The sequence below is a fragment of the Cellulomonas citrea genome (assembly GCF_009829685.1).
Classification (GTDB): domain Bacteria; phylum Actinomycetota; class Actinomycetes; order Actinomycetales; family Cellulomonadaceae; genus Cellulomonas; species Cellulomonas citrea.
Genome location: NZ_VWSD01000131.1, coordinates 1 through 8,331, shown reverse-complemented (window position 1 = coordinate 8,331; position 8,331 = coordinate 1). Strand labels below are relative to the sequence as shown.

The 8,331-nt window shown below is 74.3% G+C and carries 9 protein-coding genes; 4 read left to right on the top strand and 5 right to left on the bottom strand.

Annotation, left to right across the window (positions count from 1 at the left end):
• The coding region (locus F2B26_RS12715) for a PfkB family carbohydrate kinase (RefSeq protein ID WP_235929657.1) at positions 1–238 on the bottom strand (238 nt) is incomplete at its 3' end.
• A gap of 109 nt (positions 239–347) precedes the next feature.
• On the opposite strand from F2B26_RS12715, the gene pgi reads away from it, so the two are divergent.
• Positions 348–2,027 carry a glucose-6-phosphate isomerase gene (gene pgi / locus F2B26_RS12710; RefSeq protein WP_159809936.1) on the top strand — a complete coding sequence of 560 codons (1,680 nt, stop codon included), beginning with the start codon at positions 348–350 and terminating at the stop codon, positions 2,025–2,027.
• 57 nt (positions 2,028–2,084) lie between these two features.
• Entirely contained in the window at positions 2,085–2,453 is a 369-nt protein-coding gene (locus tag F2B26_RS12705; protein ID WP_159809934.1) for an RNA-binding S4 domain-containing protein, read from the top strand.
• A 39-nt stretch (positions 2,454–2,492) separates the two neighbouring features.
• Here F2B26_RS12705 and F2B26_RS12700 read toward each other — a convergent pair whose 3' ends face one another.
• Positions 2,493–4,076, bottom strand: coding sequence for an AMP-binding protein (locus F2B26_RS12700; protein WP_159809932.1), 1,584 nt, complete (start codon positions 4,074–4,076; stop codon positions 2,493–2,495).
• A 164-nt stretch (positions 4,077–4,240) separates the two neighbouring features.
• Between F2B26_RS12700 and F2B26_RS12695 the strand changes: the two genes are divergently transcribed.
• Together F2B26_RS12695 and mtnN are read left to right on the top strand one after the other, a co-directional pair.
• On the top strand, positions 4,241–4,711 hold the full coding sequence (locus F2B26_RS12695; protein ID WP_159809930.1) for an S-ribosylhomocysteine lyase: 471 nt from the start codon (positions 4,241–4,243) through the stop codon (positions 4,709–4,711).
• On the top strand, positions 4,708–5,403 hold the full coding sequence (mtnN, locus tag F2B26_RS12690) for a 5'-methylthioadenosine/S-adenosylhomocysteine nucleosidase (protein ID WP_159809928.1): 696 nt from the start codon (positions 4,708–4,710) through the stop codon (positions 5,401–5,403). The genes F2B26_RS12695 and mtnN overlap by 4 nt, the downstream gene beginning before the upstream one ends.
• Before the next feature lie 4 nt (positions 5,404–5,407).
• Here the strand turns inward: mtnN and F2B26_RS12685 are convergent, their stop codons facing one another.
• From F2B26_RS12685 to F2B26_RS12675, 3 genes are read right to left on the bottom strand one after another with little or no spacing between them, the layout of a single operon-like run.
• Positions 5,408–6,097 (bottom strand): DnaJ family domain-containing protein, encoded by a 690-nt coding sequence (locus F2B26_RS12685; RefSeq protein WP_235929656.1) that lies wholly within the window; start codon positions 6,095–6,097, stop codon positions 5,408–5,410.
• 40 nt (positions 6,098–6,137) lie between these two features.
• A complete protein-coding gene (locus F2B26_RS12680) occupies positions 6,138–7,520 on the bottom strand; it encodes a sensor histidine kinase (RefSeq protein ID WP_159809926.1) in 1,383 nt (460 codons plus the stop codon).
• Between the two features lie 3 nt (positions 7,521–7,523).
• Positions 7,524–8,177, bottom strand: a complete 654-nt coding sequence (locus tag F2B26_RS12675) for a response regulator transcription factor (protein ID WP_159809924.1) — start codon at positions 8,175–8,177, stop codon at positions 7,524–7,526.
• Positions 8,178–8,331: the final 154 nt, after the last annotated feature.

The window sequence follows — 8,331 nt, the reverse complement described above, 5'->3', positions numbered from 1 at the left end:
CGACGCCCGCGGCCGCCAGACCGGCCCGCGCCAGGTCGGCCACCGGCCCGGTCCCCAGAGCCGTCACCAGACGCGTGGGCACACCGAGGGCCGCACTCGTCGCCGCCGCGTTGGCCGCCGGACCGCCGAACGCCACCCAGCCGTCGGAGGCGACCAGCTTCTCGTCGGGCCCTGGCAGCCGGTCGACCACCTGGACCACGTCGAGCGTGGTCAGCCCCATGCACGTCACGCGACCCATGCCCCCATCCTGACCGGTCCGCGCCCGGCCGGTCGCGCGGTGCGGGCGGCACCGCCACCCCGGCCCGACGTCCTCGTGCACCTGCGCCGACGGAAAGTACGGTGAACCCGTGACGACGCCGATCGATCCCACGACCACGCCCGCCTGGCAGCAGCTCACCGAGCACCAGGCCACCCTCACCCCCGACCTGCGGGGCTGGTTCGCCCAGGACCCCCAGCGGGCCGAGCGGCTCACCTTCCCGCTGGCCGACCTGCACGTCGACCTGTCCAAGAACCTCGTGACCGACCGGACGGTCGAGCTGCTGCTCGACCTGGCCGCGCAGACCGGGGTGGCCGACCGCTACGCCGCCATGCTCGCCGGTGAGCACATCAACGTCACCGAGGGCCGCGCCGTGCTGCACACCGCGCTGCGCCGCCCCGCCGGTGCCGCGCCCGCGCTCGTCGTCGACGGCCAGCAGGTCGACGCCGATGTGCACGAGGTGCTGGAGAAGGTCTACGCGTTCGCCGAGAAGGTGCGCACGGGCGCCTGGACCGGGGTGAACGGCGAGGCCATCCGGACCGTCGTCAACATCGGCATCGGCGGGTCCGACCTGGGGCCCGTGATGGTCTACGAGGCCCTCAAGCCGTACGTCAAGGACGGGCTGACCTGCCGGTTCGTCTCCAACATCGACCCGACGGACCTGGCCGAGACGGTCGCCGACCTCGACCCGACGACCACGCTGTTCATCGTCGCGTCCAAGACCTTCGGCACCCTCGAGACCCTCACCAACGCCCGCCTGGCCCGCACCTGGCTGCTGGACACGCTCGTGGCCGAGGGCCGGATCGAGGACACCGAGACCGCCCGCGCCGCCGCCGTGGCCGCGCACTTCGTCGCGGTCTCGACGGCGCTCGACAAGGTCGCGGCCTTCGGCATCGACCCGGCCAACGCGTTCGGCTTCTGGGACTGGGTCGGCGGACGCTACTCGGTGGACTCGGCGATCGGCACCTCGCTCGTCATCGCCCTGGGCCGCGAGGCGTTCGAGGGCCTGCTCGCGGGCTTCCACGCCGTCGACCAGCACATGGCCACCACCCCGGCCGCGGCGAACGTGCCGCTGCTCATGGGCCTGCTCAACGTCTGGTACACGAACTTCCTGGGCGCGCACACCCACGCCGTGCTGCCCTACGACCAGCACCTGCACCGGTTCCCGGCCTACCTGCAGCAGCTCACGATGGAGTCCAACGGCAAGTCGGTGCGCTGGGACGGCAGCCCCGTCACCACCTCGACCGGCGAGGTCTTCTGGGGCGAGCCCGGCACCAACGGCCAGCACGCCTTCTACCAGCTCATCCACCAGGGCACCCGGCTCATCCCGGCCGACTTCATCGCGTGCGCCACCCCGGCGCACCCGCTCGTCGACGGCGGCACCGATGTGCACGGGCTGTTCCTGGCCAACTTCTTCGCCCAGACCAAGGCGCTGGCCTTCGGCAAGACGGCCGACGAGGTGCGCGCCGAGGGCACCGCCGAGGCGATCGTGCCGGCCCGGGTGTTCAGCGGGAACCGGCCGACGACCTCGATCCTGGCCCCCTCGCTCACGCCGTCGGTCGTGGGGCAGCTCATCGCGCTGTACGAGCACATCACGTTCGTGCAGGGCGCCGTCTGGGGCATCGACTCGTTCGACCAGTGGGGCGTCGAGCTCGGCAAGCAGCTCGCGCTGCAGGTCGCCCCGGCGGTCGCCGGTGACGAGGCGGCGCTGGCCGCCCAGGACTCCTCGACCCGCTCGCTCATCGAGGCCTACCACCGCCTGCGGGGCTGACCCGGCGGTACGGCGGCGACGGACCGGTCGGTCCGTCGCCGCCGTACGCTCGGGCGCATGGAGGTCACCCGGGCTCGCGTCGACGCCTGGTGCTGGGCCGTGCGGCTGTTCCCGACCCGGTCGGCCGCCGGTGCCGCGTGCCGCGCCGGTCACGTGCGGATCAACGGCGAACGCGCCAAACCTGCGACCATCGTGGTGCCCGGTGACGAGGTGGTGATCCGCGGCGGTGAGCGCGAGCGTGTCGTGCTCGTGCAGCGGCTCGTCGTCAAACGGGTCGGTGCGCCGGTGGCGGTCGCCTGCTACCTCGACCGCTCACCGGCACCCGTGCCCAAGGAGCGCCGCGTCGCGGTCGCCGAGCGTGAACGCGGCGCGGGGCGGCCGACCAAGCGCGAACGCCGTCTCACGGACCGGCTGCGCGGGCGCTGACCCCGGCCGTGCCCCACCCGGCCGTCGCCCGGCGCCGCCTCACCCCCGGGCGCGCGCCCGCAGCTCGCGGCGCAGGATCTTGCCCGCGGCCGACTTGGGGATCGCCTCGACGAACTCGACCTGCCGCACCTTCTTGTACGGCGCGACCTTGGCCGCCACGAAGTCCATGACCTCGGCGGCGGTCAGCTCGACGCCCGCGACCGGCACGACGAACGCCTTGGGCACCTCCTCGCCTTCGTCGTCGCGGGCACCGACCACGGCGGCGTCGGCGATCTGCGGGTGGGACAGCAGCAGCCCCTCGAGCTCGGCCGGGGCCACCTGGTAGCCCTTGTACTTGATGAGCTCCTTGAGCCGGTCGACGATCCGCACCACACCGGCCGCGTCGACGGTCGCCAGGTCGCCGGTGTGCAGGAACCCGTCGGGGTCGAGCGCGGCCGAGGTCGCGACCTGGTCTCCGAGGTAGCCGACCATGACGTTCGGCCCGCGGCAGAGCAGCTCACCGGGCTCGCTCGGCCCGTCGGCGGGCACCTCGACCTCCTCGCGCGTGCCGGGGACGACGATCATGCACTCGAGGTTCGGCACGGTCAGCCCGATGCTGCCCACCGGGATGTCCGGCCGGTCGATCGGTGTGAGGTGCGAGACCGGGCTCATCTCGGTCATCCCGTAGCCCTGCAGCATCCGCACCCCGAGGCGGGTGGCCACCGCGGTACCGACCCCTTCGTCGAGCGGTGCGGCGCCGGACAGCACGGTGCGCAACGAGCTGAAGTCGTAGGAGTCGATGAGCGGGTGCCTGGCCAGCGCGACCGCGACCGGGGGTGCGATCGGGGCGTAGGTCACCTGGTGCTCGGCCACGATCCGGCAGAACTCGACGAGGTCGAACCGCGGCATCGTCACGAGCGTCGCCCGGTTGTGCAGCGCGAGGTCGAGCAGCACCGTCATCCCGTAGATGTGGAAGAACGGCAGCAGCGCAAGCACGACGTCGTCGTCGCGCACCCCCGCGTACGGGGCGGCCTGCAGCACGTTCGCCACGAGGTTGCGGTGGGTGAGCATGACGCCCTTGGGACGGCCGGCGGTGCCCGAGGAGTAGGGCAGCACGGCAAGGTCGTCGGGCCGCACCTGGACCTGCGGGGCCGGCCGGCGCTCGCCGAGCAGGTCGCGCAGCGACTCGTGGCCGGGTGCTCCGTCGAGCACGACGACGCGGGACGCGCCCAGCCCGGCGACCTCGGCCCCCTTGACCGCGGCCGGCAGCAGAGGGCTGACGGTGAGCAGCAGGCTGGCGCCCGACGCGGCGAGCTGGGACGCCACGTCGTCGGCCGTGGCCAGGGCGTTCACCGTGGTGGCGGTGGCGCCGGCGCGCAGGATCGCGTGGAACACCACGGCGAAGGCCGGCACGTTCGGCGCGTGCAGCCCGACGACGGTGCCGGGGGCGACCCCGCGGGCGGCGAGCGCACCGGCGAGGGCGTCGACCTGGTCACGCAGCGCGCGGTAGGTGGTGGTGGCCCCCGAGGGGCCGTCGACCACGGCGATGCGGTCCAGCTCGTCCTCGCGCAGCGTAGCGAACAGGAAGTCGTAGAGGCTGACGTCCGGGATCTGGACGTCGGGCAGGGGCGAGCGGAAGACCACGGTGTCTCCTTCGACGGACGGCGGGCCCTCCCCGACCGGGACCAAGGGCCCAGGTGTGGTGCAGCCCACAGTCTGCCTCACGAATACGTCCACGGGGAGGGATTCGTACCGATGAGTAACAGGCAGGTGCGCAGCGCACCGGGGCGTGCGGAACACTGGGACCCATGACCCCGCGCATGAACGTCGAGTCGTTCAACCTCGACCACCGCACGGTCGCCGCGCCCTACGTGCGCCTCGCCGACCGCAAGACGCTGCCGCACGGCGACGTGATCTCCAAGTACGACATCCGGTTCACCCAGCCGAACGTCGCGCACCTGGAGATGGACACCGTGCACTCCCTCGAGCACCTGTTCGCCGAGCACTCGCGCGACCACTCGGACGCCGTGCTCGACTTCTCCCCGATGGGCTGCCAGACCGGCTTCTACCTCATGCTCGCCGGCTCCCCCGACCTCGAGGACGTCATGGAGCTGGTCGCCAGCACGCTCTCCGACATCCTCGTCGCCCAGGAGGTGCCGGCCGCCAACGAGGTGCAGTGCGGCTGGGGCGCGCACCACACCCTGTCCGGCGCCCAGACCGCCGCCCGCGAGTACCTCGAGCACCGCGACGAGTGGGCCGTCGTCGTCCCCGTCGCATGATCGGCGTCGACGCGGTCGTCGTCGTCGCGATGGCCGACGAGGCCCAGCCGTTCCTCGACCGCGCCCAGGTGGTGGGGCACGCGACGCAGGTCGGCGGTGCCGTGCAGCACCTGCTCGCCGTCGACGGGCGCACGGTGCTGCTCGTGCGCTCCGGCATCGGGCTGGTCAACGCGGCCGTCGCGGGTGCCTCCGCGCTCACCGCCTCCGCCCCCCGGATGCTCGTGAGCGCCGGGTCCTCCGGCGGCGTCGGGCTCGACGTGCACGTCGGTGACGTCGTCGTGGCCGACGACCTGCTGTTCGCCGCGGCCGATGCGACCACCTTCGGCTACGCCCTCGGCCAGGTGCCCGGCATGCCCGAGCGGTTCAGCTCGACCCCCGCGCTCGTCGAGGCGGCGCTGGCCACCACGACGGGGCGTCCGCTGCGCCGCGGTCTGGTGCTGTCCGGCGACTCGTTCATCGACGGGCGCACGCTGCCCACCGTGCGCGCCACCTTCCCGCAGGCGCAGTCGGTCGACATGGAGTCCGCCGCCCTGGCCCAGGTCGCGCACCTGTTCGGCGTGCCGTACGTCTCGGTCCGCGGCGTCAGCGACCTGTGCGGCCCCACCGCCGGGCAGGACCACACGGTGCGCGTCGACGACGCAGCCGAGCGCTCGGCCGACGTCGTGCTGGCGCTGCTCGCGACGCTCGACTGAGGGTTCAGCCCTCGACGTCCGGGGCCTGCGACGGCTCGCCGTCACCGGCCCCGGACGTCGCACGACCCCACCGCCACCACCGGCGGCGGGGGGCGCGCGGTGCCGCGGGCACCTGCGGGACCGACGCGGCGGCCGGCAGCCGGCGCTCCCGCCAGGCGGCGACCTGCTCCTCCACGTCCCGCAACGGCGTCACCACGGGCGGGCCGCCGGTGAGCTGACGGCGCGCCGCGACCACCCGGGCGTTGAACTCCACGAGCACCGCCCGGACCCGGTCCTCGTGCGCGAGGGCGTCCAGGCGCGCGTCGAGGCGTTCGTCGAGCGCACGCAGGGCGAGCGCCTCGGGCAGCACCCCGTCCCCGCTCACGTGCTCACGACGCACGAGGCCCTTGAGCCACCAGTCCGGGTCGTGCACCGACCCCAGCCCGGGGATCGGCTTGCCCGCCAGCGGCAGGTCGTCGAACTCGCCGCGGCGGATCGCCTCGTCCACGAGGTGGTCGACCCACACCCCGCGGGTCGCCATCTGGCCGGTGGCCCGCGGCGGACCGCCCGGCGTCGGCGCCTGGTCGCCGTCCAGGGCGCCGGGACCGTCGGCGGAACCGGAACCGTCGGCGGCACCCGGCCGCCCGGGGGCCGACGGCTGCTCGTGCTCGGCACGGTAGGTCGACGCCCGACGCCGGGGGTCGCGCGTGCTCACCTGGCCAGGGTAGCCAGCGGCCCACCGCCCCGAGCCGGAATCAGGTGGTCACCGGGTTCGGACTGCGACTGCTCGCCGGGGCCACGGACGCCGGGCCGGGCAGCGTGAGGACGGCGCGCAGACCCCCGGCGGGCGCCTGGTCGAGGCGCACGTCGCCGCCGCCCTCCCGGGCCAGCTCGCGTGCGATGGCCAGCCCGAGCCCGCTGCCGCCCGCATCGCGTTCCCGGGCGTCGTCGAGGCGGACGAAGCGTTCGAACACCCGCTCGCGGTCGGCGGCCGGGATCCCCGCGCCGTCGTCGTCCACCACGACCCGTCCGTCACCGACCTCGACCGTGACCTGCGATCCGGCGTGCCGCAGCGCGTTCTCCAGCAGGTTGCGCAGCACCCGGGCCACCGCCTCGCGGTCGCCCCGACCCGTCCCTTCCCCGCCGATGTCCAGCCGCACCTCGGCCCGGGCGGGCAGGCCCTCGGCCACCTCGCGCACGAGCCCGGCCAGGTCGAGCCCGGTGGCCTCCCGCGGCCGCGCACCGACCTTGGCGAGCAGCAGCAGGTCGTCCACCAGACGCTGCATCCGCAGCACCTGGGGTGCCAGCTCCTCGGCCAGCTCACCGGCCTCGAACACGTCCGGATGCGCCTGCGCGACCTCGACACCGGTCCTGATCGAGGCGAGCGGCGAGCGCAGCTCATGCGCCGCATCGGCCACGAACGCCTGCTGCCGCGCCGCCGCCGCCTGCAACCGGTCGAGCATCTCGTTGAGCGTGCGTGCCAGGGCGGCCAGCTCACCACCGTGCTCGGGCACCGGCAGCTCCCCCGGGCCGCCGGCGTCCACCACCTGGGCGGCAGCGGATCGCAGCTGCTCCACCGGGGCCAGGGCCCGCCCCAGGGCCAGCCACAGCGCCAGCCCGAACAGCGCGGTGCACACCGGCACGATGCCCACGAGGGCCACCCGCAGCGCACGCAGCAGCCCCTGCACCTCGGCCAGCGGCATGCTCGCGACCACGACGAGCCGCTGGTCGCCGGCGGGTACGACGCGCACCGCGACCCGGACCTGGGCGTCGTAGCTGCCCTGGTCCGACGTGCGCAGCAGGGTGCCGCCACCCGCCTGCCGGGCGAGGGAGGCCAGCTGGTCCGGCGCGAGCAGCGGCAGCGTCCGGCTGGCGTTCGGCGAGGTGGCCAGCACCCGGCCGTCCGCGTCGAGCACCTGGGCCATCTCCCCCGGCTCGGACACCGGCAGCGCCGACGGCAGCTGGTCGCTCAGCGCGAGCGCCGTCAGCTGGTCGACGCGGTTGCGCACCACCTGGTCGATGGCCGACAGCCGACTGCTGGACAGCACACCGGCGAGCAGCACCGCACCAGCGACCAGCGCGACCGCGAGCAGCCCGGTGGCCACCAGCGTGAGCCGGGTGCGCAGCCGCTGCCGCACGGCTCAGGCCCCGATGCGGTAGCCGGCCCCGCGCACCGTGGCCACCACGTCCCGGCCGAGCTTGCGCCGCAGGTAGCCGACGTAGACCTCGACGAGGTTGACGTCCTCCCCGCCGTTGTCCCACACGTGGTCGAGCAGCTCCACCTTGCCCACGGCCCGCCCCGGGTTGCGCATGAGGTACTCCAGCAGCGCCAGCTCACGGGCCGTGAGGTCGACCACCTGCCCGTCGCGGCGCACCTGCCGGGCGGCGGGGTCCAGGCTCACCCCTCCGGCCACCAGCACCGGCGCGGCGGTGGTCGGCGGACGGCGCAGCAGGGCCCGCAGCCGGGCCACCAGGACGACGAAGCTGAACGGTTTGGTGAGGTAGTCGTCGGCGCCCAGGTCCAGCCCGTCGGCCACGTCGTGCTCACCGTCCTTGGCGGACAGCAGCAGCACCGGTGTGTCGTCACCGCGGGCGCGCAGGTCGGCCACGACGTCGTAGCCGTTGCGCCGCGGCAGCATGATGTCGAGCACGATGACGTCGTAGTCCCGGTCACCGGCCAGCTCGAGCGCGCCGAGCCCGTCGTGCGCGACGTCGACGGCAAAGCCCTCGGCACCCAGCCCGCGCACGAGGGCACGGGTGAGCGCGACCTCGTCGTCGACCAGCAGCACCCGCACCCGCGCATCGTCGCACCCGCGCGCCCCCCGCTGCCGACCGGCGCGGCGTGCCGGCTCTCAGCACCCGCTCAGCCCCGGTGCGGCACGGTAGGTGCCATGAGCACTCCCGTCCCGTCCCGAGCACCTCGCCGCGCGCTGCGCTGGGCGGTCCCCG

Excerpts from the sequence above, each read along its gene's own strand:
- mtnN (WP_159809928.1), top strand. The coding sequence starts at position 4,708 with ATGATCGGCGTCGACGCGGTCGTCGTCGTCGCGATGGCCGACGAGGCC.
- F2B26_RS12695 (WP_159809930.1), top strand. The coding sequence starts at position 4,241 with ATGACCCCGCGCATGAACGTCGAGTCGTTCAACCTCGACCACCGCACG.
- F2B26_RS12705 (WP_159809934.1), top strand. The coding sequence starts at position 2,085 with ATGGAGGTCACCCGGGCTCGCGTCGACGCCTGGTGCTGGGCCGTGCGG.